Origin of the sequence: Hartmannibacter diazotrophicus (assembly GCF_900231165.1) — a bacterium.
In the GTDB taxonomy this organism is placed as follows: domain Bacteria; phylum Pseudomonadota; class Alphaproteobacteria; order Rhizobiales; family Pleomorphomonadaceae; genus Hartmannibacter; species Hartmannibacter diazotrophicus.
Window position 1 is genome coordinate 2025009 of record NZ_LT960614.1, and the last position, 25617, is coordinate 2050625.

A 25617-nucleotide genomic window follows, 5' to 3' on the forward strand; every position below is an offset into this window, starting at 1 on the left:
CCTCCTGTTGGTCGTGCGGCGCCCGGCGGGAAAGGGCCGATACGTTGACCTCGCAAGACAACGTTGAAAGCGCCGCACCTTGGATCTGTTCCGGGGTTCTACTCCCGATGCGGCGGCGCCATCAATGCCGCGATCTCATATTTTGGTCGCAGTTCAAACGAGTTGGCGCAATGGTGCGGACGTTTCTTGGTTGCAATGCAAAAATGCATAAGTATTTTTCAGAATAGAAATTGGCATGCCAATTTTTTCCCGTTAACATCCCGTTAAGAAATGGGGAGCAGCATCAAACCATGGCAGGGCGCAGCGTCGTTCTGCATGGGCATAGTCCGATTATCGGATCCTGTTCAGCACCAGGATATGCTCACCAGAATAAAAAGGAAGATGATCTCTACGTACTGAGTTGATCGTCTTTCCAAACTTGAAGCCAGTCAGGGAGGTCCGGCGGAAACGCCGTGACCTCCTTTGTCTTTTTGGCGGTCCCGCAACGGCGGTCAGGGCGCAAGGACCTGACAAAGCCGGGGGGGTGCCGAAGAGAGGAACTGGCGGGAGCAAAACAAATTCGGCGTCGCCGGTCGCGGACCGGTCACGGACGAGAAAACGGTTGGGAAAGGAACGCCAGGGGGGTGGAAGGGCGGGCTGCCGTGACAGCGGCATGCGCGGCCGATCGCTTCAACCCTTGACTTGTGCGCCCAGGAGAAGGTGGCGCGCCAGGAGGTCAAATGGAACTGCTTCTGTCGATCTGTCTCGTTTCGTCACCTGCGGACTGCCGCAGCGAAAACATCACCGTGTCCATGGAAGCGACCGCTCCCATGGCATGCATGATGACAGCCCAGCAAACCATCGCCCAATGGCAGGAATCCCATCCCAAATGGCGGGTCGCTCGCTGGAAATGTGGACAGACCAATCGGAAGCAGGTCGCGATCTGAACGTCCGCGTACCCCATCCGGCAATACCCTAGCACCTTGAAATTGAACCGCTGGATGGCTTAGCACGAGTGCGCGATTCGTCGCAGGGTGGCAAAGCTCCTCTGGCTTGCCCCCTGCAGACCGTTGAATTCACGGCCTCGCCGCGATACTGCGCGGTGGGGGATGGTTGTTGCGCGCGTTTCCGGCCGTTCCCGACCTGAAAGAGGGGGAAGGGCCGAATGCCGATCTACACACTCGATGGAATAGCGCCGACGCTGGCGCCGGAAGGCTGCTGGGTGGCGCCCTGCGCGACGCTTGTCGGTCGCATCGTGCTCGAGGCGGACGCCAGCGTCTGGTTCGGCTGCGTTCTTCGCGGCGACAATGAGGAAATCCGCATCGGTCGCGGATCGAATGTGCAGGACGTCTGCGTTCTCCACACGGATATGGGCTTTCCGCTCACGATCGGCCCGAATTGCACGGTGGGCCACCGGGCCATCCTGCATGGCTGCACCATCGGCGAGAATTCGCTGATCGGCATGGGGGCGACCCTCCTCAATGGCGCGAAAATCGGAAAAAACTGCCTGATCGGCGCCAATTCCCTCATTCCCGAGGGCAAGGAAATTCCCGACAATTCCCTCGTCATGGGCATGCCGGGAAAGGTCGTCCGTCAGATCGACGAGGCCGCCGCCGAGCGCATGCGCAAGACATCGGAGGGCTATGTGCGCAACTGGAAACGGTTCCGCGATGGCATGAAGCCGGTCTGACCCGGAGCAGGCCGGAAATAAAGAAGGGCCGACCTCCGAGGAGGCCGGCCCGCTCGCCGTCATTCGAACCCGCGTTGGACAGGACGGGGTGCAGGATCGAATGAGCAGTCTGAGATCGGTGTGAGAGGGTTCAGCGGCGGATACTGCCGACTTCCACGGCGCGGTTGTCGCTGATCATGTCCCAGGCGTTCTGGATTTCGGACGACTGGCGTTTGACATAGTGATAGTCGGTGTCCGACCAGAGCCGGATGACGTCCGTCTTGTTGTCGAGGATGAGATCGCCGCGGTTAGTGCGCACGGTGAGCACGGCGTGGCCATCGCCGACCTCGTCGCGCACGACGGTGACGAGCAATGCACTTGCCGGCCATCCGTCCTGAATGAGCGTGCGGCGCTTCAGCAGGACATAGTCCTCGCAGTCGCCCTTCAACGCCGGATAGGCCCAGCGCTCGACGACGCCGTAGATATCCATGTCCGTGGCCGGTTCGACGGCCGCATTGATGGTCCTGTTCACCGTATTGAGCTGGTTCAGCGTCGGCTTGGTCAGCTTCACCACAAGATCGCGGCGAGTGTACTGTCCGCAGTCGCGCGGATTGTCCTTGCAGAACCCGACATAACCGATCGGCGCCGACGTCTTGCCAAGCAACTGCATTTCAGCGGCGGCAAGAGCACTGCCATTGAACTGAAGTATTGTTGCGAGTGTGATGGCAAAAACGGAGCAAAACTTCGAAACGATACGCGGCATTGCTTGTCTCTCTCTGTCTATGATGAGAGAGTGCCATAAGAAATTTGAATTGACGTGAAGTGTTACGGATAAAATGGACGATTAGAAGTAATAGAAATTCAAGAAAATCGAAGGAAAACGTTAAAATTAACAAACTATGCGCATGGAAATATCGCGTTCATGCAATATTAGGCAATTCAACTTGTGTTTACGATTTCCGGCATGCCGCATGCGCGCGAACGCGTTCCGGCAAGCCGGAACCGTCGGTCGGCAGGGTCGGGGACTGTCGAGGAAAAAGGCGTTTGGTGCCGGCGGCCTTGGTCAGGCCAGGCTGACGCGGCAGGCATCGCGACGACCGCTCATTTCCGGAAACCCTCCATCGGGTCGCCGGACCTTCGATGCAAACCCTCGGACGAGGTGCAAGCCGAATGGATCGGAGGAGGCGTCAGAGATTGTTGTTGATGACGTCCGCGGACTGAACGGCGGCGAACTCAAGCGCCACGCCCTCGTCGAAATGACGAACCACCCGGGCGCGCATCCGGCCGAGCGTGACAAGGGTGCCGATCTCGGGGCGCTGGTCCACAATGACGGCGGCACCCGACAGGGACACGTCGACGATGCGGCAGCGCAGTTCCTTGCCGTCGGCAAGGGTGATCTGCGAGTAGGGATCCTTGGGCATGATGCGGTCATGCCGCCGGTCTTCCGGCAGGTCGAGCTCATGCCGGTTGGCAAGCCACGTGAGCTGGCTGGCGAGCTTGTCGCGCTTGCGCTCCGTGGCGTTGACCGTCATGGCGAAGCCGCCCTCGACATAGCGCGTGATCACGCCTTCGATTCGGCCGATATGGTCGAGGTAGGCGATGACCCGCTCACCGATATTTCCGGTGACCGGGGTCATCAGGGCGACGCCGCCGGGCGACATGTTCACGACCTGGCAGGGATATTCATTGCGGTTCGTCAGCATGAATCGCCCAAGCACATTGATCTTGACGCGCTGAAAGCGTCGACGCTCGGGCCGGAGAAGCCGGCGGGCGGCCGGTCGTCTGAACTGCGGAACTGCCGACATGCGCCAATGCCATCCGTCATTCATGCTGGAACTGACCAACCGGGGTTGGCCGATATGTTCGGCAAAGCTAGCAGTTGCAGGTTAAAAAGGGGTAAGCCTGCTGATCGTGGCGGCAATCGAGATACAATTTGGAAAAATAACCCGCGTCCGGCGGGCGCCGGACAACCCTGGATGCGGTTGGCGGGCCGGCACCCTGGGGCTGCCGGCCGTTTCGCGGAGGCAGTCGTCAGTTGGTGCGGCCGCCATTGTAAACGGTCAGATGCGCCACCCGCTTGGCGGCCCCGCCGTGATGGGCGTGGATGCCGGCATAGCGCGAACGCTCCAGCGCGACCGTTGCGAACTGCGGCTCGGCCGGGGCTTCGGCGCCGGTGTAGAGGAAACGCGGGGCTTCGTCCGGCCAGATTAGCCGGAGGCTGACGATCGGCTGGCGCACTGCCGGATGAATTCCGAGCCAGTAGGGCTGATCATGCGGGGCGAAGCAGCCGATGATGCGGGTATGGCGGTCGCCGTTCTGGCGCAGGGGCAGGAACAGAAGCTCCGCCGGGATGCTCTGGTCGCGCTCGTTGTGAAGCGTCACGCCGATGACCGCCGCGGCGCCGTCCTCGACGATGGCCGAGAGAAGAGACGCGATCGCTTCGCGGTCCTTGCCACTCCACAGATCCAGAATGTTGCGGCCCTTCAGTTCGCGGCAATAGGCGGCGCAAAGACGCGTGCCCGCCAGCCTGAAATTATAGGTCTTCCGGTCAACGGCATCGAGAATGAAGGTATCGCCCAGGATCGAACGGATGCTGCCCGGATCGACTTCGTGCCGGAACGGCGCGACGCGCTCGCCGCGAAGTTGCGTCCAGTAGTCATAGAGCGTTTTGGTCGTCTGGTGTTTCATCCCGAGATCCTAGCCTTTAAAAAACGGCACACGTCCGAACGCGGAAATTCCGCGGAACGCCGATCCCGAAGCGCAATGTTGTCCCGGATCGGCACATTGTCGGACGTCGCAATGAAGTCCTGAACACTGTTGAGCAGGAGGCGTGCCAGCTGCGCCGATCGGGGACGGATCGTTAAGTTTTGCGGAGGGTGAACAGGTCGGAAATCGTTAGCGGGTAAGGTTAAGAAGAGCTCTTCCTTGCGGTTTCGCGCGCAAATCCGCATAACTGCCATCGACGATCTAGCTTCTGACGTTACAGCATTTACGAACTGGGATCGGCGAAGGTTAATGCCGGTCACGATACAGCCGGGAAGACACTGTCTTCCCGGTCTTTTTTTGTCCTCAAGTCACTGGAAAACCGAGGGTTGCAGCGGCTTTCTCCTTGCGCCGGCTTGCCGCAAAATGCGCGATCTCCTATGTCACTTGAATGCCGTGCCGCGAGGGGTGGCAGGATATGCGGCTTGGAAGAGGCGGACACGGCATGGACGATCGCGAGGACTGGACGGGCAAAAGGGAACCGATGCTCAACGTGCCCTTTGTCCTTCTCGCGCTGATCGGCGCCATGGCGGGCATTCATTTCGGACGGACCTATCTGTTCAATCCTGAGACAGACAGCAATTTCCTGATCCTCTTCAGCTTCATTCCGGCACGCTTCCAGGCGCTCGCCGAAGGCGTCAATCTCCCGGGCGGAGAGGCCGCCGCGGTCTGGAGTTTCGTCACCTACGCCTTTCTTCATGCGGATTTCATCCACCTCGGCGTCAATTGCCTGTGGATGTTGGCATTCGGCACGACGCTGGCGCGCCGGTTCGGCACCGCAAGGTTTCTGGCCTTCTCCGGCATTTGCGCGGTGGCCGGCGCGGTTGCGCATCTCATTGCCTTCTACGGCCAGATCGTCCCGGTGATCGGTGCTTCGGCCGCCGTGTCCGGCCATATGGCCGGCACCTGCCGCTTTGCCTTCTCGCCGCACGGCCACGGCATGGGGATGCGCTTCGGGCGCAAGGACGTGACACATGACCTGCCGGCCCTCAGCCTCGTCGAGACGCTGACCGACCGGCGCATTCTCTTCTTCATCGCCCTCTGGTTCGCGATCAATACGCTGGCCGGTGTCGGTGCGCTGTCGATGCCGGGCGAGGAGGGGCTTGCCATTGCGTGGCAGGCCCATGTCGGAGGCTTCCTTGCCGGTCTCCTGCTTTTTTCACTCTTCGATCCGGTCAAGAGCCCGCGGGACGAGCCCGTCGAATAGAGGCGTCTTCGGTCCGCCGGACAGGGTCTGCGCGCCGGTCGGTACCGCGGTCAAATTTTGTCGATTTGGTGGCAGGGTAGACTGTCTTTTACCAAGCAGCTTCAAGTTCTTGAATATCCTTGACTGCCCGATCAAGGAAAACGCTACAGAAATGCCGATGCGACACTCTGAGCATGTTGCGCAACCGCTGCTTTGACCCCATCATCCAAGTTGAAGCTTTGCCGAATGGTCTTGTGAAGGCAGGGACCATTTCAGGAATAAAAAGAACAGAGCGTCAAACAAGGATGGAGGGTACCTATGACGGTTCAAATGATCATTTCCCAAAAGGGCGGCGACGTGACGACGGGCACGGTTGACATGACCATTGCCCAGGTGGCGGAGGTTCTGTCCAGCCGCAAGATCGGCGCGATGGTGATTGTCGATATCGCCGAGCGCGTCATCGGAATTCTGTCCGAGCGCGATATTGTCCGGGTCATCGCGCAGCGGGGCGCCAGCGTGCTGTCGGCGCCGGCCTCCGAAGTCATGACCCGCAACGTCATCACATGCGCGCCTCGCGACACGATCGAGGATGTCATGCTGAAGATGACGAACGGCCGCTTCCGCCACGTTCCGGTGATCGACAACAATCACCTTGCCGGCATCATTTCGATCGGCGACGTCGTCAAGCACCGGATGGCCGAGATCGAGCGCGAAGCCGAGCAGATGCGCAGCTATATCGCGACGGCCTGAGAGGCCAGTGCGTCGTCCGGAAGCTCTTGCGAGAGGGCAGGGCCTTCGGCGTCGCGGACCATCGCTTCCTTTTCAGTGATGGCCGCCCGGATTCGGGCGGCCATTTTCATTGCCGTCTCTTCGCCCGCGGTGATGGCTTCCCTGGCCCTGTGGAAGTCGTAGGGACCGACAGCCGACAGATCCGGTGCAATGAGGAAATCGGGCAACTCGCGCGCATGCTCGGCGGTCTTGGCCGACTGCACGATGGCGAAGGCGGCAAGCAGCGCGCCCTTGGCGCCCGGCCGCGGCATGCTGCGGTTGGGTGACAGGGCAAAGCGCTTCAGCCGGTCGTAGGCGCGCGCGGCGGACTGTTCCGTGAAGCGGACCGACGCGCCGTTGCAGTCGACGGCGATGACGAAATCCGCGCCAAGGGCCCGGCAGGCATTGACGGGCAGCGGGTTCGACAAGGCGCCGTCGAACAGCAGCCGGCTTCCGACCTGCATCGGTTCCATCAGTCCGGGCAAGGCGTAGGAGGCGCGAACGGCATCGCCGAGACGGCCCTGCGTCAGATGGACTTCCGCTCCGCTTCCGACTTCGGTCGTCACCGCGGCGAAGGGGCGTGCGAGATCGGAGAAGCGGATGTCGCCGAGGCGGCTTACAACGAGCCTTGCGACCTCGTCGTTTCCATGGGTGCTGCCGATCGCGCCGTCATAGTCCAGCATGGCGTCGAGCCGTCGGGCGTTGATGCTGTGTGCGAAGACGTCGAGATCGTTAAGCCGGCGGGCGAGCCAGAAGCCGCCGGCAAGGGCGCCGATGGAAGTACCGGCGACAACGTCGACATCAATCCCGGCCTGGCGCAAGGCTGTCAGAACGCCGATATGCGCCCATCCCCGTGCCGCACCGCCGCCGAGCGCGAGACCGACGCAGACCCGATTGTTAGCGCGGCGGTCGGCAAACGGGATCGGCCGTTGTTTTCGGCGGCGCTCGTTTCCCCAGGGGCGTTCGGTAATCTTCATGTCCATGCGGCAATGACTCAACTGATCAAGAACAATGGAGCCGGACTGAAAACCGCGGAGCGGTTCTGGCAAAAAACCAGTGTCCGGACATCGAAAAATCGCGCCCCACCGCTGCCGCAAAACGGAAAGGCGCATCGAAATATTGCAGGAAGCCTGCCGAGGCTCGCCTGTTCAACAATTGGTGTTGACGCACTGCTTCAACTCACCTTGTCAGTTTCGACACGAGGGAAGCACAGTCAACTGAAAAAACGGTTGAAAATCGCGGTCACGCTGAAAAAAGAGCGTCGCGGCAATTTGAGCGCACCGCGATCGGCGCGTGACATCCGGTCAGCGGCGAACCGCGAGGCTAGTCCTTGGACCCGTAGACATCCGCGGGATCGAATTTCGCCGCGCCGCCCACGTGCTCGAGGCGGAGATTTGTGTCCGGCGAAGCCGTCTGGCCGAGGGGGATCCGGCGATAGAAACAGGACACCTGGCCGGTGTGACAGCTCGCGCCGTGGCCTTCGACGCGGACGGTCATGACGATCGCGTCCTGATCGCAGTCGATCAGGATATCCTCGACCTTCTGAACGTTGCCGCTCGTCGCCCCTTTGTGCCAGAGCTCGGACCGCGACCGGCTCCAGTACCAGCCCTCGCCGGATTCGATCGTCCGCGCGAGGCTTTCGGCATTCATGTGCGCAACCATCAGCACCGCGCGGCTGTCCGCATCGAGCGTGACGCAGGTGATCGTGCCATCCGGGCCGAACCGGGGCGTCAGCGTATCCCCGGTCTCAAGCGCTTGCTTGGTGCCGGGGAGTGGAAACAGGGGAGGTGCGGCGATCAAGACGCGTTCCGTTGTTTGCGTTCGGCTGCGTCAGCTGCGAACCATGGTCATGAAGCGGACCTGTTCGGTCGGATCACGGTCGAAGACACCGGTGAACTGCGTCGTCAGGGTCGAGACGCCCTGCTTCTGGACGCCGCGCATGGACATGCACTGGTGCTCCGCCTCGACCAGCACGGCGACGCCGCGCGGCTTCAATGCTTCCTCGATCGCGTCGGCGATCTGGGCCGTCAGGTTTTCCTGCGTCTGCAGACGGCGTGAGAACACATCGACGACGCGGGCAAGCTTCGACAGGCCCACGACGCCGGCGTTCGGATAGTAGGCGATGTGCGCCTTGCCGATGAACGGCACCATGTGGTGCTCGCAGTGCGAAAAGAACGGGATGTCGCGCACAAGGATCATGTCCTTGTAGCCACCGACCTCCTCGAACACCCGCGCAAGCTGCTCGTTGGCATCCTGATCGTAGCCGCCAAAGAGCTCGCCGTAGGCCTTCGCGACGCGCGCCGGCGTATCCACCAGACCCTCGCGGTCCGGATCGTCGCCGGCCCATGCGATCAGGGTGCGAACGGCCTGTTCGGCTTCTTCCCGGGTCGGCCTCTGCGGGCGCGCAACCTGCTTCTTGGCGGCGCCGTCGGCATTTCCCTGGTTGAACAAGACATACATTGGCGGGCCTTTCGTCATCCCCGATGGGACTTCATCAATTTCATTCGGTTCGAGAACGTCCTGAACGGCAATATGTTTCTTGCCGTCGGGCGTCTTCCTTCATGACATCATATGGTGCTCAAGTTTCAGATGTCACAGTGTCGTCGCTTGGAGACAGTCTTTTTCAGCATGGCAAACGATCGCATGCGGCCAAGGCAGGCGCCTGTCGCAACACCGGCGCGCCATGCTCTGGCGATCCTCGGCCGGCCCGCCTATATACTCGTGACCGGGCTCTCCCAAAAGAGCCTGCCGTCTTTTTTGCCTGACTTGCGGCATTTTGCGGTCGCAGGCGCCTTCGGCGAACGGATTCTGCTCATATGATCGACGACATCTACAACGCCAAAATCCTGGACTTTGCCGGCAACATCGAACGTCTCGGCCGTCTTCCCGACCCCGATGCATCGGCCAAGGCGCATTCGAAGCTTTGCGGCTCCACGGTCGTCGTCGATCTCAAGATGGAAGACGGGCGGGTCAGCGATTTCGCCCATGACGTCAAGGCCTGCGCCCTCGGTCAGGCGTCGTCCTCCATCATGGCGCGGACGGTGATCGGCTCGACGCCGGAAGAGCTTCGGGATCTGCGCGAACGGATGCGGGCGATGCTGAAGGAGGGCGGTCCGCCGCCCGAGGGCAAGTTCGCCGATTTTGCCTATCTGGAGCCGGTGCGCGACTACAAGGCGCGCCATGCCTCGACGATGCTGACCTTCGATGCCGTCGTCGATTGCCTCGACCAGATCGAGAAGGCCGAACAGCCTGCGGCCGAGGCGACGGGCTGAGCGCGGGGTAGAAGGACATGTGCGCGGGGTGTTCGCCTCCGGATGATGCTGGCGGCGGAAGATCGCGGTCCTGGACGCGTCGCGGCGCGCATTTCCTGATCCGCTTCTATCAGCTCACGATCTCCGGCTTCATTGGCCGGCAATGCCGCTATCTGCCGACCTGTTCGGAATACACCGACGAGGCGATCTCCCGTCATGGGCTCTGGGCCGGTTTCTGGATCGGCCTCGCGCGCATCCTGCGCTGTCACCCGTGGAGCCCGACCGGCTACGATCCCCCGCCCGAAAACCTGCCGAAGACTTACCGCTGGTACGCTCCATGGCGGGCGGGCGTGTGGACTTATCGGGAACGCAGCTGACCGGGAACGGGCGCGGCCTATTCGGCCGGCTTGACCGCAGGCTCCTTCGGCCCGATGCGATGGCCGGAGACCTCGGCGCCCGCATCCTTCGGCAGCGCCAATGCGAGCATGAAGCTGAGCGCGCTGATGATCGACACCACCACGAAGGCCGTGTGAAAATCGCTGAGCGCCAGTTCCCCGCCGCCGCGCGCATCGCGTCCGGCATCGAGGACGAAGGCCGCGACCGACACGCCGAGCGCCACCGACACCTGCTGCATGACCGAGGAAAGGCTGGTTGCCTGGCTCATCTTGTCCCTGTCCACGTCGGCAAAGCCGAGGGCGTTGAAGGCGGTGAACTGCAGCGAGCGGAAGAAGCCGCCGACGATCAGCAGCGCAAAGATCACGGCACCGGGCGTTGCGGGCGTGAACAGCGCACACACCGCAATGAAACCGGCGCTGATGAGAGCGTTTGCCGAAAGGACCGTGCGAAAGCCGAAGCGGCGCAGGATGGGTGGCGCCGAAAGCTTCATCGCCATCGCCCCTGCGGCGGACGCGAAGGTCAGCATGCCGCTCTGGAACGCCGTGAGGCCGAAGCCAAGCTGCAACATCAAGGGCAGCAGAAAAGGCAGGGCGCCGACGCCGACGCGGAACGTCAGGCCGCCGAGGATCGCCGTGCGGAAGGAGATGGTTTTGAGAAGCCTCAGGTCGATGAGGGGATTGGCGGTCGTCAGCGCATGGCGGATGTAGAGGAGAATAAAGACCGCACCGCCGCCGACAAGAACCGCCTCCTGCATGCGGTCAAGCATGCCGATGCCGCTTGCGGCTAGGCCGAAGACGAAGCCGGACAAGCCGATGCCCGAGAGCAGGAAGCCCTTGCGGTCGAGCCGGCGCACATGCTCGTCCCGAAAATCCTGGATGAAAAGCGTGACGAGGATGAAGCCGACGATCCCGATCGGCACGTTGACCCAGAAGATGTAGCGCCAGTCGAAATAGGTGGTGATGAAGCCGCCGAGCGGTGGGCCCATCACCGGTCCGAGCAGGCCCGGGATGGTGAGCCAGGAAAGCGCGCGCACATAGTCCGCCCGCGCCACCGACCGGAGCAGCACCAGCCGGCCCACGGGCACCATCATCGCGCCGCCGAGCCCCTGAACGATCCGTGCCGTGACGAAACCTTCCAGCGTTCCAACGAGGCCGCACAGGATCGATCCGGCAATGAAGACCACGATCGCCGAGCGGAAGACGAGGCGCGTGCCGTAGCGGTCCGCGCACCAGCCGGAGATCGGCGTGAACACGGCGATGGACAGCAGGTAGGACGTGAAGGCGAGCTTGAGGGAGATAGGGTCGACGGCGAGATCGCGCGCGATGGCCGGCAGCGAGGTCGCGACGACCGAACTGTCGAGGTTCTCCATAAAAAGCGCGCAGGCAATGATGAGCGGAACGAGCATGGACCGTTGCAAGTCAGGTGAGGAGCACCCGGGGAAGGGGCGGGTGCTGGATCATAAGGAAGTCATATGAATTCGCTTCTCATATGATCCGCGAACCCTGTTTCGTCGAGACCTCTCCAGGGCACCATTGTGCGAGAATTTTTGCTTGCCGCAAGAATGATGAGAACATATCATGAACAATCGATATCGCCGGCTGCTGCTGCGCTGTGCCGCCAGCAATCTGGGTATAGCGAAGGGGAAAAGGTTTGGATCGCTCGTTCGATGCCCTAGACTTGAGAACACGGTTTGAAGGAGATCAGGGAGCGGCGACCGATTCGCCTGCATTTCCCGATATGCGGGTGAAGAACGTGGCGGTAGAAGAGTCGTCTGTGAGCATCTCGGCGTCGGAGGATTTGCTGCGCTTTGCAGGCGAGCGACGCTTTGCGACGATTCTGGCCGATCCACCGTGGCAATTCATGAACCGGACAGGCAAGGTCGCGCCGGAGCACCGTCGCCTCAGCCGCTACGGCACCATGGCGCTGGACGAGATCAAGGCCTTACCTGTCGCCGATATCCTCGCGCCGACGGCGCATCTCTATCTCTGGGTGCCGAATGCGTTGCTGCCGGAGGGGATCGCCGTCCTCTCCGCCTGGGGCTTCACCTACAAGTCCAACATCGTCTGGCACAAGGTGCGCAAGGACGGCGGCTCGGACGGTCGCGGCGTCGGCTTCTATTTCCGCAACGTCACCGAACTGCTGCTCTTCGGAACGCGGGGCAAGAATGCCCGCACGCTCGACCCCGGCCGCACGCAGGTCAACTATCTCGCCACCCGCAAGCGCGAGCACAGCCGCAAGCCCGATGAGCAGTATCCGCTGATCGAATCCTGCTCGCCCGGGCCGTATCTGGAAATGTTCGGGCGAGGCGTGCGCAAGGACTGGGCCGTGTGGGGCAATCAGGCCGACGAGACCTACGAGCCGACGTGGAAGACCTACGCCCACAATTCTGCGACGGATCGGGCCGTCGGAGAGCCGGCGGAATAGGCCCGTCGTGCGGGCCATGGGCCGCCTGAAGTGAAGTCCTAGCTCTCGTCATCAAACCGGAATTCCGGCCAGTCGGCATCGCTCTCCACCGGGGCATCGTCCTCCGCCGGAGCGCCGGGCTCGAAGCTGACGATCGACGAAGGCAGGCCAATGAGGAGGAGCGGGCAGGGGTTGCCAACGCCTCTGTGCACCCGGTCTTCCAGCTTCTGCCAGTGCGTCGTGGCCGGGCCGAATTTGTCGGCGCAGAAAATCCGCGACCAGGCATCGGCGAAGCTTGCGCCGGAATGGTTGATGCGCCGCGCGACCGCTGCCTCCTGACGCGGCGTTGGCGTCAATCCGAGGCGGCGCACGTCCTCGATCGTGCCGACTTCGTGTTGCTCGGCAAAGCGTCGGACGAGATCCTGGACCCCGTCGTGCAGCGAGGTTCCGCGCGTGATGATGACGCCGACCGAGATCGCACCTTCGGCGTGAAGCCGTTTGAAATTCTCAAGATCGCGGTCGAAGAACGGATCCTTGTTGTTCCATTCGATCTCCAGCGCGATCACGCCCCGTTCCGGAAAGCTGCGCACATGGTCGACCTCGTGCGAGATCGATTCGCGCGGCACGCCGTTGATGATTTTCTCGATCTTGAAGTTCGTCTTGATCCAGCCCCGTTTTGCTAGAGCCCGGCGCAGCCGCTGCGTGCCCTTGGTCTCTCCGCCGCCCGAGGCGATCAGTTCGACAAGCGGGATCGACAGGTCACGGAGCGCCGCTTCCAGATCGGCGATTGCATCGGGAAAGTCGACGCCGAGGATCGCCTTCGCATGCGCGAGGAAGGCAATCTGGAAACCTTTGTCCGTGAGCGACTGGAACATCATGGGATTGTCGGCCGCAAGGCAGTGGGCGGCAAGGCCCGCGTAAGGTCCGCCTCCGACTATCCAGCGAAATCCGATCTTTGGGACAGTGCGGCGCGAGACGGCGCTTCGCGCTGCCCGCCGTCGATTGGTCAAGTGGATCTGGACAAGCCCGCGCCTTTGCCGCTAATCACCCACCCGGTGACGTTATCCGCTTACCCGCGCTTGTCGGCGGGAGTGAGCAAGAAAGGCAGATCATGATCGAATTGACCTTCCCCGACGGTTCCGTGCGCTCGTTCGAAGCCGGCACGACCGGCACCGAAATTGCCGCAGGCATTTCAAAATCCCTCGCCAAGAAGGCGGTCGCGGTGGCCATCGACGGCCAGCTTGCCGACCTCGCCGACCCGATCCGCCAGAGCGCGCGCATCGAGATCGTGACGCGCGACGATCCGCGCGCGCTCGAATTGATCCGCCATGACGCGGCGCATGTGATGGCCGAGGCCGTGCAGGAGCTTTTCCCCGGCACCCAGGTGACCATCGGTCCGGTGATCGAGAACGGCTTCTACTACGATTTCTTCCGTCCCGAAGGCCCGTTCACGCCGGACGACCTGCCGGCGATCGAAGCGAAGATGCGCGAGATCATCGCCCGCGACGCCGCCTTCACCAAGGAAGTCTGGAGCCGCAACGAGGCGCGTGCCTTCTTCGAGACGCGCGGCGAGGCGTTCAAGGTCGAGTTGGTGGATGCCATCCCGGAAGACCAGGACCTCAAGATCTATCGTCAGGGCCAGTGGCTCGACCTCTGCCGTGGTCCGCACATGACCTCGACCGGAAAGATCGGCAACTCCTTCAAGTTGATGAAGGTGGCCGGCGCCTATTGGCGCGGTGACAGCAACAATCCGATGCTGACCCGCATCTACGCGACCGCCTTTGCCAACGACAACGACCTCAAGGCCTATCTCCACATGCTGGAGGAGGCCGAAAAGCGCGATCACCGGCGTCTCGGCCGCGAGATGGACCTCTTCCACTTCCAGGAAGAAGGACCGGGCGTCGTTTTCTGGCATCCGAAGGGCTGGCAGCTCTTCCAGGATCTCGTCGCCTACATGCGTCGCCGCCTCAGGGACGACTATCAGGAGGTGAACGCGCCGCAGATCCTCGACAAGAGCCTTTGGGAGATTTCCGGTCACTGGGGCTGGTACAAGGAGAACATGTTCGCCGTGCAGTCGGCGGGCGAGGAGGCCGAGGACAAGCGCATCTTTGCCCTGAAGCCGATGAACTGCCCGGGCCACGTTCAGATCTTCAAGCATGGCTTGAAGTCTTACCGCGATCTGCCTATCCGGCTTGCGGAATTCGGCGCCGTCCATCGCTATGAACCCTCGGGTGCGATGCATGGTCTGATGCGCGTGCGCGGCTTCACGCAGGATGACGCGCACATCTTCTGCACCGAGGACCAGATGGCCGAGGAGTGCCACAAGATCAACGACCTGATCCTGTCGGTCTACTCCCACTTCGGCTTCGATGAGATCATGGTCAAGCTTTCTACCCGGCCGGAAAAGCGCGTCGGCTCGGATGATCTCTGGGATCATGCCGAAGAGGTGATGACCCGTGTCCTGAACGAGATCGCGGAAAAATCCGGCGGGCGCATCAAGACCGGTATCAATCCGGGCGAGGGCGCCTTCTACGGGCCGAAGTTCGAATACACCTTGCGCGATGCCATCGGCCGCGAATGGCAGTGCGGCACCACGCAGGTGGACTTCAACCTGCCGGATCGTTTCGGCGCCTTCTATGTCGACAAGGACAGCGAAAAGAAGACGCCGGTGATGATCCACCGCGCCATCTGCGGGTCGATGGAGCGCTTCCTCGGCATCCTGATCGAGAACTACGCCGGCCATTTCCCACTCTGGCTCTCGCCGATGCAGGTCGTCGTCGCCACGATCACCTCGGAGGCCGACGACTACGCGATGGAGGTGGCGGCCAGGCTGAAAAAGGCTGGCATCCGGGCCGAGATCGATCTTCGCAACGAGAAGATCAACTACAAGGTCCGTGAGCATAGCCACGCCAAGGTGCCGCTGATCTTCGTTTGCGGCAAGCGCGAGGCGGAAGAGGGCGGCGTCAACGTTCGCCGCCTCGGCTCGCAGCACCCGAAGGCCATGTCGCTCGATGAGGCGATGGCCATGGTGCTGGAGGAAACCGTTCCGCCGGACCTTCGCGAAGCCTGAGGACCGGCTTTACAGGACCTAAGAGACGAAAAAGGGCGAAGGCTAATGGCCTCCGCATTTCTTGTTTGTTCTGTGAATTTCGGCCGTCGGAAGCAACAGGCCCTATTCGGCATCGAAGCCGGGTCGGATCTCCGGTGCGGTCCCGGCGAGCTCGCTGGTCAGGACCTCCACGTCGCCATTGCCGCCAGCCTTCACCTCGAAGTCGTGCGAATAGACGGTGGAGTCGTGCTTGGCGACGACGGTGTAGTCGCCCGCTGCCAGCACGAAACTCGGGAAGGCGCCGACGCCTTCGGTCACGATGTCGCCGCCCGGCGTCAGGATCGACCAGCGGGTATCGGCGATTGCCTCGCCCCCCGAATTGCTGACGAGCTTGAGCGTGACCTCGGCGGCATTTTGCGCCAGTTCCAGTTCGGTGAGCTTGCCCGCCGTGATGTCGATATCGGCCCGAACGGAGGCGTTGACCCCGCCATAGCGGCTGACGATGTGATACTTGCGGGCCGGCAGGCGGATGATCTCGCCGGCGGGAACGTCCGTCGCGACGACCCTGCGCTCGCCGAGCTCGTTGTAGTCCGTCATGTAGACATCAAAGAGCAGCTTGTCCGATTTGATCGGCTCGCCATCGCCATTCTTGGCGGAAAGCTCAAGGCCGCCCGCGTTCAGAATGGCTTCCTCCTGCAGCAGCCCGGCCTTGACATCGGCATGGATCGTCGTCGAGGCGTAGCCGAAATCGCAGTGGATCAGATAGCTGCCGGGTTCGAGCGAAAAGGTGTTCGAGCCGCCCTCGGCGCGGGCGACGAGCGGCAGCTTTCCTTCCGCGTTCGGCGTGGACGCAAACACGCGCCAGACGACGCCGCTGCGCAGTGGCGGGCCGTCTTCCGTCAGGTGGGCGGAAAGGACAAGCTCCGGCGCGCGGATCGGGTTGAGGTCGAGACCGGGCATCGGCGCTTCGGTCGGCGCAGCATAGGGGAGCGCGCCGTCGATCGTATTGTCCGGAATGGCCGCCGAAGGGGGCACCTGGTCGGGCCGGATGCTGGCCGGCAGCGACGGGTCTCCCGGGTTGACGAAGCCGGGGGTGAGGCTCAGGGGAGTCGCCCCGGGGGGCGGACCGCCCGCGCCGGGAGCGCCGAATCCGGGGCCACCGATCCCGGGGCCACCTGCACCACCGCCGAACCCGAAACCGCCGCCGGGGCCACCGGGCCCACCGCCGGGACCGCCTTGCTGGGCCTGTGCAAGCGTCGAAAAGGCACTGAGGCCAACGAGGGCCGCGCAGACGACGGCAGCCGGGCGCAAGGTTCTGCGGCGCCGGGAGCGGGGGTGACTGTCGTGTGTCGGGTCGGGGATCATGTCTGTCGCGGTCACAATGAATGCATAGCACATCCCATCGGCAATATTCATGGCGAATTCAAGCCCGGCGTGGAACGGAGCCGGTCTGAAGGTCGGCAAGCCTGTGGACGGGCAAGGGGCAGGAGCGCCGGAGTCCGGTCTTGTGAAATGACCCGACTCTGGCCAAATGTGTCACGAGCACCCCACATCATTCCGGCCGGATCCACCCGGTTGCCCTCCATCCTCCTTGCTCCCTGCCTGCCATTCACGAAGGACCGTCTTCATGACCGATGCGATTGAACTGCTCTCGACGAGACGCTCGATCTCCGCAGCCTTTCTGGCCGAACCGGCGCCCGACGACGCGCAGCTCAAGACCCTGCTGACCATTGCCTCGCGCGTGCCCGACCACGGCAAGCTGGCGCCCTGGCGCTTCATCCTTTACCGGGGCGAGGCGCGCGAAATTGTCGGGCAGAAGCTCGTCGACATCGCAAGGCAGCGCGACCCGAATATCTCCGAGGCCCGTCTCCAGGAGGACCGCAACCGCTTCTCCCGCGCGCCGCTCGTCATCGGTGTCGTCAGCCGCGCCGCCGAGCACGTCAAAATCCCGGTCTGGGAGCAGCAGCTTTCGGCCGGTGCCGCGGCCATGAACCTCGTCACCGCCGCCCACGCCATGGGCTTTGCCGCGCAGTGGCTCACCGAATGGGTTGTCTATGACGACAAGGCGTCGGCCATGCTGGGCGCTGGCGAAGGCGAGCGCTTCGCCGGGTTCGTGCATATCGGCACGTCGACAGTTCCGCCGCAGGACCGCCCGCGTCCCGACCTTGCCGAGATCGTCTCCGACTGGCAGGAGAGCTGATGTTCTACGACCCGCGCGAGAACGATCACGGCCTGCCGCACGATCCCTTCTATTCGCTCGTCCTGCCGCGGCCGATCGGCTGGATCTCGTCGCTCTCGCCGTCCGGCGTTCGCAATCTCGCCCCTTACAGCTTCTTCAATGCCTTCAGCACCAATCCTTATGTCGTCGGCTTCTCCAGCACAGGCCGAAAGGATTCGCTCGCCAACATCGAGGCGACGGGTGCCTTTGTCTGCAATCTGGCGACCGATGCCCTGCGTGAAAGCATGAATGCCTCCTCGGCAGTCGTGGGGCCGGAGGTCGACGAGTTCGAACTTGCCGGCCTGACGCCGGTTGCCTCGCAAAACGTGCCGGTTCCGCGCGTTGGCGAGAGCCCGGCGGCGCTGGAATGCATCCATACGCAGACGATTCCCATTGCCGATGCCGAAGGAAAGCGGCAGAAGGCCTTCCTCGTGCTCGGCGAGGTGGTGGGCATTCACATCGACGAGGCGGCGCTGAAGGATGGGCGTGTCGACGTGGAGCGGATCAGGCCGATCGCACGTCTCGGCTATCAGGATTATGCCGTCGTCGACCGGGTTTTCTCGATGAAACGCCCCAGCGCGTGACGCGACGCTTCTGCCCTTTCATCTTGCCGCGGCAAGGGCCTGCGCGGCATGAATTGCCCTGCCAAAATGCAAAATTAACACCCCGTTAACCAAACTGAACGATGCTTGAGTCATCAGGAGCACCCGAAGAAAGAGGCCTTTATGCGGGCCTTCCGGGTGGTCGGCAAACCGCCCGAAGGCGGGTGCCGGGCAACGGTCTCGTAGAGGCGTAACCGGTGTCTTGATGCGGGCGAGAAATCGCGGACCGGGGGCTCAGGGATGAAAGCGATCTTCAACGATCTTTATGCCTCGGACGGCCTGGCGAGTGCCGCCGGGCGGATCGGGCCGGCGCGTCTTGGCGGAACGAGCGCCGGTTCAGGGTCCGACGGGCTCGATTCACGCCTTGTTCAGGCATTCGATGCGGCAAGCTCCTCCACCGGCACATCCTTTGATTACCTGCTGAAGACCGCACAGCGCGAATCGTCCATGAACCCGGAGGCCAAGGCATCGACGTCCTCGGCGACGGGTCTCTTCCAGTTCATCGACAGCACCTGGATGGAAACGATGAAGCGCTCGGGTGCCGAACTCGGGCTCGGCCAGTATGCCGACCAGATCGGCATTGCCCCGAACGGCAACTATTTCGTCGCCAATCCGCAGATGCGCAAGGAAATCCTCGATCTGCGCAAGGACCCCGAGATCGCCTCCATGATGGCCGGGGCGCTCACGCGCCACAACGCGCAGCAACTGGAGGCCCGTGTCGGTCGGCCGCCGAGCGACGGTGAACTCTATATTGCGCATTTTCTCGGCGCTTCGGGCGCGTCGAAACTAATCCAGCTTGCCGAGAAGGCGCCCGATCTGGAGGCCGCCAGCCTCTTTCCGGATCAGGCCAAGGCCAATCCCGCCATCTTCTATGAGAACGGCCGCAATCCGCGCACGGTCTCCGGCGTCTATCAGAGCCTTGTCCAGCAGCATGACACGCCGACCCGCGCCCTGATGGCGATGGCCGGCGCCCAGCCGGCGGCGGACAATGGAACGGCCGTTCTCGGCTACGCCAGTACGCCAGCCGCCGATCCGTCAGCACTCGGAAGCCGCTGGAAGGCCGCCGATCCGGATGCCGCCTTCGATTCGCTTTTCCGCAATGACCCGGCCTCAGGCAAGGACAAGATCGCTTCGGCCTTCTGGCGCGGCTTCGCCATGCCGCCGGGACTCTTCGCCGTGGCGGTGGCCGAAGACGATGCCGCCGCGCAGCCCGCCGCCACAGGCGCGCCGGAAACCTCCGTTGCTGCGCCCACGGCAGCGCCTGCGGCGACACCTTCGCTGTTGCGCAATTCGGTGGAACGCTTCCTGGGGCGCGGCCCGCTCGACCTCTCCTCGTTCCTGAAACCGGAAGCGACCGGACAGGACTGATCCGACGCGCCGTTTTAAAGGCATCCGGCATCGCCGCGCTGCATGCATTTCCTGGCTGCCGCGTCATGGTTATCGCCGCGTTGCCAAACGTGGTGAACCAATCTTTAAGGAGTTTTCGCCAAGCTCGTTCCGAACCGCAGTAGGTCATGCGGATGTTTCGGAGTACGGGCGTGGAGCTTTCGCGGCGATATCTGAAGTGGATAGCAAAAGCGCGGGATGGTGAGCGCGCTCAGTCGGTCTCGCCGCTCGTCCGGGCCTATCTCAATGGTCATTTTTCCGACGCCGAGCGCGAGGAAATCGAAGCCGCTCTGACCATTCTTCTCGACGATCCCTGCGCCGACGTGCGCCGCGCTCTCGCCGAAGCGCTGGCGATGCACCTGAATGCGCCGCGTCATCTGATCCTTGCCCTCACTCAGGACGATCCGGACGTATCGGAGCCGGTCTATGAGCGTTCCCCCTTGCTCCTTGACGGCGAACTGATCGACGCCGTCGCGCTGGGGCCCGATCTCACGCAGGCGGCGATTGCCCGCCGGCCCCGCGTCTCGGCTCCGGTCTGCGCCGCGATTTGCGAAGTCGCGCCGCCATCGGCCGTCCTGATGCTGCTCGCCAACGAGAAAGCGGCGATCACCGCAGGCGCCTATCAACGGCTTGTCGACCGCTTCGCCGAACACCAGGACGTTCGCCAGGCGATCTATCGCCGCCGCGACGTTCCGCTCAGCGTTCGCCAGACGCTGATCCGCCTGCTGGCCGACGAGGTCGGGGTGACCGCCCGCAAGCGTGGCGGCGTGCCGGAGCGCAAGATCAGGGAAATCGTTCGCGATGCCTGTGATCGTGCGACCATCAATCTGCTGGCAAGCGCCGACGAAGAGGACATGGCGACCCTCGTGGAGCATTTGCGGGCCAGCGGGCAACTCACGGCCTCGCTGCTGATCCGCGCCATGTGCTTCGGCCATATCCGTTTCTTCGAGGCGGCCCTGACCAATCTGGCCGATCTGCCGGCGGAAAAGGTCTTCGCCATCCTGCTCGAACGGCGCGAGGCCAACCTTGCCGCGCTCTTCTCCAAGGGCGAACTGCCCGAGCGCACCCATCCGGCCTTCATTGCCGCGCTTGAATGCTGGAGCGAGGCCAACTTCGACGAGGAGCCGGCCGGCGATCTGCGCTTCAGGCGCCGTATGGTCGAGCGCATTCTGGCCCGCTATCAGGCCGGCGCGACGTCGGATCTGGATGATCTGCTGATCATGCTGCGTCGGCTGGAAACGGAGGCCGCGCGCGAGGCGGCGAGACTCCACGCTGCGCGCATGACGCGCGACGATGCCGCGGTTGCGGCCATCGCGGCGGCCGTCGTGGACGACGAGGCACGCCCGAGGACGATTTCCGTGACGCCGGGTGTCATCGCGTCGCTGCCCGCACCGGACGTGATTGCGGCCTGAAGGCGGGCATGGAGGTCCGGACGTCGCCCGGCACTGGCTGTTTGAAGTTGCTCCGAGCCTCGGACGGAGAACGCATCTCCCCAACCTGATCGGCGGCGGGGACCGGTTTCCCGTCCGGATCCGTGTCCAACCAGGCTCTCAGAGCATGTCGTGCCCTGTGAAGAAGGAAACGTCCTAGTTCTTCTTGGCCTGGATGAACTCGCGGGTGACCTCGAGCAGCTTTTCCGCGAGAGCGGCGCCGATGCGGTCGTTTTCTTCCCGCGCATTCTCACGCACGATGGCGCGGATGGCCTCGACATGCTGTCGGACCAGCAATTCCGGGATCATGGTCGGCGAAGGCAATTCCTCGAACAGCAAGCACAGGCTGGCGGCGACCTGCCCGGCGAGAGGAAAGCCGAGGGTGAGGGCGAGGCCCCTGAGATCATGCGCCCGTCGATAGAAGGTCTGGCAGGCCTCGTCATCGTCGAGGCCCGCGCTCTGGAGCGTTTCCCAGGCACTGTCGATCTGGTCGATTTCGTCCTCGATCCAGACGTTGAAACTGGTCGACAGCTTCTTGATGGCCGCCTCCGCCCGCGCGACGGCGTCATCGACACCTGCCTTGGTCGGCAAGACGCGGACTTTCCTGCGCAGGTCGACCTGCGGGGGAATGATTTCCATCTGCTCGGCTGTCTGACCCATATCGATGCCATACGGCGACCGTAGCCGCCCCCCTGTTCAAGTTGGGTGAGGCTAGCAGCCGTAGCTTAATAGCTGTCTAAGTCGTATCGTAAACAAAACCTTGCGCTGCCGGCGGCAGGCGGGTTGCCGGGCAAAGCATCCTTAACGGCTACCTGGGGGTGTCAGACGGCATCCGGTGCGATGGGGGGCAGGGCAAGAAAGAGCCCGCTCCGGTCAGGCGCCGAACTGCTCGTTCAGAATGCGCTCGTCCCAACTGTGGTCGCGATCGAAAAGAATGAGGCTCTTCTGCTTGCCGTCCTCGTGCACCTTCACGTTCTTCACGCGCCGGATTTCGGTGTGGTCGGCGACCGCGCTCACCGGACGCTTCTCAGGTTCGAGAATTTCGATCTCGACGCGCGAACGGTTGGGCAAGAGAGCACCGCGCCAGCGCCTCGGCCGGAACGGGCTGATCGGCGTCAGGGCAAGCAGGGGCGCGTAGATCGGCAGGATCGGGCCGTGGGCCGAAAGGTTGTAGGCCGTGGACCCGGCCGGCGTCGCGACGAGGATGCCGTCGCAGATCAGTTCCGGCAGCCGCACCTTGTCGTCCACCATCACCTTCAGCTTGGCTGCCTGATAGATCTGCCTCAGAAGGGCCACCTCGTTGATGGCCTTCGCCTGATGGTGGACGCCATGCATGTCGACGGCGTTGAGGATCAGCGGGTGAATGGCCGTGATCGAGGACGCCGCAAGCCGCTCGTGCAGATTGTCGAGGCTGAACTCGTTCATGAGAAAGCCGACGGACCCGCGGTTCATTCCGTAGATCGGCTTGTTGGTGTTCATGAAGTCGTGGAGGGTCTGCAGCATCAGCCCGTCGCCGCCGAGCGCGACGATAACGGTGGCCTCCTCGGGCGGCACGCCTCCATATTTGGCTTCCAGGGCTTTCTTGGCCTCGATGGCGTCAGGCGCGCGGCTTGCAACAAACGCGATCTTTTCGACGATGTCTCCCGCCTGCTCGCTCATCCAGGTCCTCTTTCCATCCCCGTGGCACATTGAATGCCGGCCGCGCTAGCAAGACCCAAAAGGGCTTGAAAAGTCAAAGGGGAAGATTGTCGCCCTGCGATCGCTTTCGGCTTGTCCGCAGTTCACCTCATCTTGATCAGCTTCCGTTCGACTTGAGCGCCAACCTGCATTATTGGGCAAACTCGGGACGGGCATCGGGGCCGCAGCGACATGCCGGACCGATGTTTCGCAGGCAGGCGGCCGGGGCCGTTTGGAGGGTGGCGCATGCGATCCGCCAAGGCCCTCATCGCCGATGCATGCGACGTCCAGAGGGAATCGCGGCGTGCCTTTTTTCCCGGTGAATGACATGGAGATATCGACATGACGCGCATTGCATTTCTGGGTCTTGGCGCCATGGGCGCGCGCATGGCGGCCAATCTGATCGAGGCCGGGAACGACCTGACGGTCTGGAACCGCGATCCGCAGAAGGCTGAACCGCTTGCGGCGCTGGGCGCAAGCGTCGCGGCAACGCCGAGGGCGGCAGCGGAGGGGGCCGATGTTGTGATCGCCATGGTGCGTGACGACGATGCCTCGCGCGCGATATGGACAGACCCCGAGACGGGCGCGCTGGCCGGCATGTCCGGCAATGCGTTGGCGGTCGAGTGCTCGACCTTGAGCCTTGAGTGGACGCGGATGCTGGCGGCCGCTTGCGGCGAGGCCGGGATCGATTTCGTCGACGCACCGCTGGCAGGATCGCGGCCTCAGGCCGAGGCCAAGGCCCTGATCTTCTTTGCGGGCGGTGAGGCGGAGTGCGTGGCGCGCGCCGAAAAGGTGTTGCTCGGCACCGGATCGGCGCTCCATCATGCGGGTCCTGCCGGGGCCGGCATGGCGGTGAAGCTGGCGGTCAACACGCTTCTGGGCCTCCAGGTGGCGGCGATGGCCGAACTGACGGAAACGCTGCGCAGCGAGGGGCTGGACCCGTCGCAAGCTCTCACGATCATCGGGGCGACACCGGTCTGCGCACCCGCCGCGAAAGTGGCCGCCGAGATGATGCTGAGCGACCGCTTCGCGCCGTTATTCCCGGTCGATCTCGTTGCCAAGGATCTCGGCTATTCCCTGGAGGCTGCCGGGGGCGGGCGCCTTGCGCCGCTCACGAAGGCGACGCTCGATGTCTACCGCGCGGCCGGTGAGGCTGGCTACGGTAGCGACCACATGAGCGCCGTCGTGAAGCTGTATCGACGCTGATCCGCCGGCGAGCCAGATTGGCCGCCACGGTAAATGGCAAAAGGAAAAGGCGGGCACCTCAAGGCGTCCGCCCTCTCGCGTGCCTGTTCAGACGGCGAGATACTGCTGCCTGAGATCGGCGTTCTCGAGCACCTCTTTGGCACTGCCTTCAAAGGCCACTTCGCCGGTGTCGAGGATGACCGCACGGTCCGACAGGCGCAGCGCCGCGATGGCGTTCTGTTCGACGATGATCGTCGTGATGCCAAGCTCGCGGATGCCGTGCAGGATGCGCTCGATCTCCTGCACGATGACGGGCGCAAGTCCTTCGTAGGGCTCGTCGAGGAGGAGCAGCTTCACGTCGCGGACGAGCGCACGGGCGATCGCCAGCATCTGCTGCTCTCCGCCCGAAAGCGTGACGCCTTCCTGCTTGCGGCGTTCGCCGAGGCGCGGGAAGCTTTCATAGACGCGCTCGATCGGCCAGCCGTGCCCCGGTGCCACGAGGGCAAGCTGGAGGTTTTCCTCCACCGTCAGCCCCGGAATGATGCGCCGGTCTTCCGGCACCAACTGGATGCCGGCCCGGGCCGCCTGCCAGGAGCTCATCTTGTGCAGCGGCAGGCCGTTGAACCAGATTTCGCCATCGGTCAGCGTCGGATTGTCGAGCCGCGCGAGGGTGCGGAACGTGGACGTCTTGCCGGCGCCGTTGCGGCCGAGAAGGGCCAGGATCTCGCCCTCGGCGATATCGAAGGAGACGCCTTGCACCACATAGCTCTCGCCATAGTAGGCGTGGATGTCCTTGACCTGCAGAAACGGGTCGGTGCGCGTCGCCGCGCCTTGCTGCTGTTGCATGACGGCGCTCATACGTGCGTTCCTCCGAGATAGGCTTCCTGCACGCGCGGATCGCCGCGCACTTCGTCCGGCAGGCCCTCGCAGATGATGCGGCCCTGGGCGAGGACGCTGATCTTGTCGGCGAGCGAGAAGACCACGTGCATGTCGTGCTCGATGATGATCTTCGTCATGCCGCGCTCCTTGATCTTCTTGAGCAGGTCGACGGTCGCGTTGGTGTCGGCGCGCGACATGCCGGCGGTCGGCTCGTCGAGAAGCAACAGGCGCGGATGCTGGATGAGGCACATGGCAAGCTCCATGCGCCGCTTGTCGCCGCGCGACAGGCTGCCCGCGTGGCTGTGTTTGCGGGCCGTCAGGTTGACGTCTTCGATGAGATGCTCGGCCTCCTCGCGGATCGCCTTCTCCGAATCGAAGGACGTCAGCGCATTGAGCCGGAAGGCGCCGTCGCGCTTGGCAAAAGCCGGCGCCATGACGTTCTGCAGCACCGACAGATCGGGAAAGATTTCCGGCGTCTGGAAGACGCGGGCAATCCCGACCTGGTTGATCTGGTAGGGCGCCATGCCGGTCAGCACCTTGCCGTCGAAGACCACGGCGCCGCGCGTCGGGGCGAGACGGCCGACGATCACGTTGAGCAGCGTCGACTTGCCGGCGCCGTTCGGCCCGATGATCGCGTGGGTCTTGCCTTCCTCGATCGCAAGATCGATGTCGGCGAGCGCATGCAGGCCGCCGAAGGTCTTGTGCACATCCGCCACATGCAGCACGACGTTGTCGCGCATTTCTGTCTGCTTGATGGGAGCGTTCATCGGCTCACC

At 63.2% G+C, this 25617-nt stretch carries 26 protein-coding genes; 13 read left to right on the forward strand and 13 right to left on the reverse strand.

The features are described from left to right. The first annotated feature begins 719 nt into the window (after nucleotides 1-719). Nucleotides 720-926: a hypothetical protein gene (locus HDIA_RS09450; protein ID WP_099555940.1), complete on the forward strand. Its 207-nt coding sequence runs from the start codon at nucleotides 720-722 to the stop codon at nucleotides 924-926. A 218-nt stretch (nucleotides 927-1144) separates the two neighbouring features. After that, entirely contained in the window at nucleotides 1145-1669 is a 525-nt protein-coding gene (locus tag HDIA_RS09455; RefSeq protein WP_099555941.1) for a gamma carbonic anhydrase family protein, read from the forward strand. 130 nt (nucleotides 1670-1799) lie between these two features. On the opposite strand, the gene HDIA_RS09460 is transcribed toward HDIA_RS09455, so the two are convergent. The 3 genes from HDIA_RS09460 to HDIA_RS09470 all read right to left on the reverse strand — a co-directional run bounded on the left by HDIA_RS09460 (nucleotide 1800) and on the right by HDIA_RS09470 (nucleotide 4336). After that, entirely contained in the window at nucleotides 1800-2411 is a 612-nt protein-coding gene (locus HDIA_RS09460; RefSeq protein ID WP_245884217.1) for a transglutaminase-like cysteine peptidase, read from the reverse strand. Between the two features lie 424 nt (nucleotides 2412-2835). Further along, a complete protein-coding gene (locus HDIA_RS09465; RefSeq protein WP_099558804.1) occupies nucleotides 2836-3453 on the reverse strand; it encodes a PilZ domain-containing protein in 618 nt (205 codons plus the stop codon). 226 nt (nucleotides 3454-3679) lie between these two features. Next, complete coding sequence (locus HDIA_RS09470; RefSeq protein WP_099555942.1) at nucleotides 3680-4336, reverse strand: PAS domain-containing protein; 657 nt, start codon at nucleotides 4334-4336, stop codon at nucleotides 3680-3682. A gap of 520 nt (nucleotides 4337-4856) precedes the next feature. On the opposite strand from HDIA_RS09470, the gene HDIA_RS09475 reads away from it, so the two are divergent. Both HDIA_RS09475 and HDIA_RS09480 read left to right on the forward strand, forming a co-directional pair. After that, nucleotides 4857-5618 carry a rhomboid family intramembrane serine protease gene (locus tag HDIA_RS09475; protein ID WP_099555943.1) on the forward strand — a complete coding sequence of 254 codons (762 nt, stop codon included), beginning with the start codon at nucleotides 4857-4859 and terminating at the stop codon, nucleotides 5616-5618. A gap of 297 nt (nucleotides 5619-5915) precedes the next feature. Then, a complete protein-coding gene (locus tag HDIA_RS09480; RefSeq protein ID WP_099555944.1) occupies nucleotides 5916-6347 on the forward strand; it encodes a CBS domain-containing protein in 432 nt (143 codons plus the stop codon). Here the strand turns inward: HDIA_RS09480 and HDIA_RS09485 are convergent. The 3 genes from HDIA_RS09485 to folE form a co-directional block, all read right to left on the reverse strand. Beyond that, nucleotides 6329-7348: a patatin-like phospholipase family protein gene (locus HDIA_RS09485; RefSeq protein WP_157775449.1), complete on the reverse strand. Its 1020-nt coding sequence runs from the start codon at nucleotides 7346-7348 to the stop codon at nucleotides 6329-6331. The genes HDIA_RS09480 and HDIA_RS09485 overlap by 19 nt on opposite strands. Nucleotides 7349-7688: 340 nt before the next feature. Then, nucleotides 7689-8165 carry a phosphoribosyl-AMP cyclohydrolase gene (gene hisI, locus HDIA_RS09490; protein ID WP_245884218.1) on the reverse strand — a complete coding sequence of 159 codons (477 nt, stop codon included), beginning with the start codon at nucleotides 8163-8165 and terminating at the stop codon, nucleotides 7689-7691. A gap of 30 nt (nucleotides 8166-8195) precedes the next feature. Further along, on the reverse strand, nucleotides 8196-8825 hold the full coding sequence (gene folE, locus HDIA_RS09495; RefSeq protein ID WP_099555946.1) for a GTP cyclohydrolase I FolE: 630 nt from the start codon (nucleotides 8823-8825) through the stop codon (nucleotides 8196-8198). 356 nt (nucleotides 8826-9181) lie between these two features. Here folE and HDIA_RS09505 point away from each other — a divergent pair, with 356 nt between their 5' ends. Then, nucleotides 9182-9637 (forward strand): iron-sulfur cluster assembly scaffold protein, encoded by a 456-nt coding sequence (locus HDIA_RS09505; RefSeq protein ID WP_099555948.1) that lies wholly within the window; start codon nucleotides 9182-9184, stop codon nucleotides 9635-9637. A gap of 17 nt (nucleotides 9638-9654) precedes the next feature. Further along, nucleotides 9655-9993: a membrane protein insertion efficiency factor YidD gene (gene yidD, locus HDIA_RS09510; RefSeq protein ID WP_099555949.1), complete on the forward strand. Its 339-nt coding sequence runs from the start codon at nucleotides 9655-9657 to the stop codon at nucleotides 9991-9993. A 17-nt stretch (nucleotides 9994-10010) separates the two neighbouring features. Here the strand turns inward: yidD and HDIA_RS09515 are convergent, their stop codons facing one another. Further along, entirely contained in the window at nucleotides 10011-11417 is a 1407-nt protein-coding gene (locus HDIA_RS09515) for an MFS transporter (RefSeq protein WP_173796211.1), read from the reverse strand. Between the two features lie 368 nt (nucleotides 11418-11785). On the opposite strand from HDIA_RS09515, the gene HDIA_RS09520 reads away from it, so the two are divergent. After that, nucleotides 11786-12436, forward strand: coding sequence for an MT-A70 family methyltransferase (locus tag HDIA_RS09520; protein ID WP_245884219.1), 651 nt, complete (start codon nucleotides 11786-11788; stop codon nucleotides 12434-12436). A gap of 38 nt (nucleotides 12437-12474) precedes the next feature. Here HDIA_RS09520 and HDIA_RS09525 read toward each other — a convergent pair whose 3' ends face one another. Continuing rightward, a complete protein-coding gene (locus HDIA_RS09525; RefSeq protein ID WP_245884220.1) occupies nucleotides 12475-13293 on the reverse strand; it encodes a BglII/BstYI family type II restriction endonuclease in 819 nt (272 codons plus the stop codon). A 233-nt stretch (nucleotides 13294-13526) separates the two neighbouring features. Between HDIA_RS09525 and thrS the strand changes: the two genes are divergently transcribed. Continuing rightward, entirely contained in the window at nucleotides 13527-15485 is a 1959-nt protein-coding gene (thrS, locus tag HDIA_RS09530; RefSeq protein ID WP_099555952.1) for a threonine--tRNA ligase, read from the forward strand. 102 nt (nucleotides 15486-15587) lie between these two features. Here the strand turns inward: thrS and HDIA_RS09535 are convergent, their stop codons facing one another. Further along, nucleotides 15588-16880 carry a hypothetical protein gene (locus tag HDIA_RS09535; protein ID WP_157775451.1) on the reverse strand — a complete coding sequence of 431 codons (1293 nt, stop codon included), beginning with the start codon at nucleotides 16878-16880 and terminating at the stop codon, nucleotides 15588-15590. A 211-nt stretch (nucleotides 16881-17091) separates the two neighbouring features. Between HDIA_RS09535 and HDIA_RS09540 the strand changes: the two genes are divergently transcribed. The 4 genes from HDIA_RS09540 to HDIA_RS09555 all read left to right on the forward strand — a co-directional run bounded on the left by HDIA_RS09540 (nucleotide 17092) and on the right by HDIA_RS09555 (nucleotide 21082). After that, the gene (locus tag HDIA_RS09540) at nucleotides 17092-17664 is read left to right on the forward strand and encodes a nitroreductase family protein (RefSeq protein WP_099555954.1); all 573 of its coding nucleotides are present in this window, start codon (nucleotides 17092-17094) and stop codon (nucleotides 17662-17664) included. Continuing rightward, nucleotides 17664-18266, forward strand: a complete 603-nt coding sequence (locus tag HDIA_RS09545) for a flavin reductase family protein (RefSeq protein ID WP_099555955.1) — start codon at nucleotides 17664-17666, stop codon at nucleotides 18264-18266. Before HDIA_RS09540 ends, HDIA_RS09545 begins: the two co-directional genes overlap by 1 nt. Before the next feature lie 258 nt (nucleotides 18267-18524). Next, nucleotides 18525-19652, forward strand: coding sequence for a transglycosylase SLT domain-containing protein (locus HDIA_RS09550; protein ID WP_099555956.1), 1128 nt, complete (start codon nucleotides 18525-18527; stop codon nucleotides 19650-19652). Nucleotides 19653-19804: 152 nt separating this feature from the next. After that, nucleotides 19805-21082, forward strand: coding sequence for a DUF2336 domain-containing protein (locus HDIA_RS09555; RefSeq protein WP_157775453.1), 1278 nt, complete (start codon nucleotides 19805-19807; stop codon nucleotides 21080-21082). Nucleotides 21083-21256: 174 nt separating this feature from the next. On the opposite strand, the gene HDIA_RS09560 is transcribed toward HDIA_RS09555, so the two are convergent. Then, on the reverse strand, nucleotides 21257-21760 hold the full coding sequence (locus tag HDIA_RS09560; RefSeq protein WP_099555958.1) for an Hpt domain-containing protein: 504 nt from the start codon (nucleotides 21758-21760) through the stop codon (nucleotides 21257-21259). Between the two features lie 213 nt (nucleotides 21761-21973). Then, nucleotides 21974-22759: an NAD kinase gene (locus tag HDIA_RS09565; protein WP_099555959.1), complete on the reverse strand. Its 786-nt coding sequence runs from the start codon at nucleotides 22757-22759 to the stop codon at nucleotides 21974-21976. A gap of 360 nt (nucleotides 22760-23119) precedes the next feature. On the opposite strand from HDIA_RS09565, the gene HDIA_RS09570 reads away from it, so the two are divergent. Then, the gene (locus HDIA_RS09570) at nucleotides 23120-23983 is read left to right on the forward strand and encodes an NAD(P)-dependent oxidoreductase (RefSeq protein WP_099555960.1); all 864 of its coding nucleotides are present in this window, start codon (nucleotides 23120-23122) and stop codon (nucleotides 23981-23983) included. A gap of 87 nt (nucleotides 23984-24070) precedes the next feature. Here HDIA_RS09570 and HDIA_RS09575 read toward each other — a convergent pair whose 3' ends face one another. Continuing rightward, nucleotides 24071-24820: an ABC transporter ATP-binding protein gene (locus tag HDIA_RS09575; RefSeq protein WP_099555961.1), complete on the reverse strand. Its 750-nt coding sequence runs from the start codon at nucleotides 24818-24820 to the stop codon at nucleotides 24071-24073. Beyond that, on the reverse strand, nucleotides 24817-25608 hold the full coding sequence (locus HDIA_RS09580; RefSeq protein ID WP_245884221.1) for an ABC transporter ATP-binding protein: 792 nt from the start codon (nucleotides 25606-25608) through the stop codon (nucleotides 24817-24819). Before HDIA_RS09580 ends, HDIA_RS09575 begins: the two co-directional genes overlap by 4 nt. Nucleotides 25609-25617 lie beyond the last annotated feature (9 nt).